The organism is Nocardiopsis trehalosi NBRC 14201 (assembly GCF_001552555.1).
In the GTDB taxonomy this organism is placed as follows: Bacteria; Actinomycetota; Actinomycetes; order Streptosporangiales; family Streptosporangiaceae; genus Nocardiopsis_B; species Nocardiopsis_B trehalosi.
This window is the reverse complement of the sequence record NZ_BCRK01000357.1, coordinates 1-1177: the sequence shown is the minus strand read 5'-3', so window position 1 is coordinate 1177 and position 1177 is coordinate 1. Positions and strand designations below refer to the sequence as shown.

At 79.9% G+C, this 1177-nt stretch carries 2 protein-coding genes; one reads left to right on the top strand and one right to left on the bottom strand.

Annotated features, from left to right (window positions below):
- Positions 1-311 precede the first annotated feature (311 nt).
- Entirely contained in the window at positions 312-500 is a 189-nt protein-coding gene (locus NT8_RS29690; RefSeq protein WP_157516015.1) for a hypothetical protein, read from the top strand.
- A 67-nt stretch (positions 501-567) separates the two neighbouring features.
- Here the strand turns inward: NT8_RS29690 and NT8_RS28115 are convergent, their stop codons facing one another.
- Positions 568-1029, bottom strand: coding sequence for a PPOX class F420-dependent oxidoreductase (locus NT8_RS28115; RefSeq protein WP_067976114.1), 462 nt, complete (start codon positions 1027-1029; stop codon positions 568-570).
- Positions 1030-1177 lie beyond the last annotated feature (148 nt).

Sequence of the window (1177 nt, the reverse complement as noted above, 5' to 3'; positions counted from 1 at the left end):
CCACCGCGCCGCCGAGCTGGCGGGCTCACCGCCGACGCGGCGGCCCGGCCCGCCACCAACACCCCGGCGCACCCGTCGTGCCGCGCGGGCGGGCCGCCGACGCCCGCCCCCGAGCACCCGGGGCCCCTGCGACACCCCCACGCGCCCCGGACTCCACCGCCGACCCCCCTTCGACCACACCCCCGTGACCACCGAGGACGCCCCCGCCGAGCCGACCACCACCGGACCGCCACCGCGACCCGCGTGACGCGCGACACACCCCACCCCCCTTCTGCGAATCAACGCTCGCATTATCTCGGAGAGGTACCGCCATGCCCCCACCGCCCCCTCGCCCGGTCCCCTCCGTGCTGGCGCGGCTCGGCCGGTCCGTCGCCCGCCACCACCGGGCCGTCCTGGTGCTCGGCGTGCTCACCCTGGTCGCGGCGGGCGTGCTCGGATCCGCGCCGCCCGCCGCCCCCGTCCCGGCGCCCGCCGGGTCCGGGGCGGCGGGGCCCGGCTGAGGCCGGGCGGGCGGTGGTGCCGGTCGGGCCGTCCGGTGCCACCGCCGCCGTCGCGCGCGGGCGCGGTTCAGGCCAGGCGCGGCGGGAACCCGCCGGTGGCGACCGGGCCCCACCGCTCGGGGGTCAGCCGCAGCAGCGCCTTGCCCTGGCGGCGCATCGCCGCGCGGTACTCGTCCCAGTCGGGGTGCTCGCCGGCGATCACCCGGTAGTAGTCGACCAGCGGCTCGACGGCGGCCTCGCCCTCCAGCACCTCGGCGGCACCGTCGATCTGCACCCAGGGCCCGTCGAACTCGTCGGAGAGCACGACGACGGCGACCCGGGGGTCGCGGGCGGCGTTGCGGGTCTTGGCGCGCTCGGGGTAGGTCGAGACGACGATCCGGCCCTCAGCGTCCACCCCGCAGGTGACGGGGGACGCCTGCGGGCCGCCGTCGGTGCGGCGGGTGAGCAGCACGGCGCGGTGCCGGGGCCGGACGAAGTCGAGCAGCTCCGCGCGGGAGACGGTCGTGGTGGTGGCGATCGACGGGCTCATGGCGGCTCTCCCTGCGACGTGCTGCGGTCCGCGGCGCTGGACGCGCGGACGGGCGGACGGGCGGACGGGCGGACGGGCGGACGGGCGGACGGGCGGACGGGCGGACCGCAGCACCCTACCCGGCGCGCGGCGGGCGCGGCACCGCGCC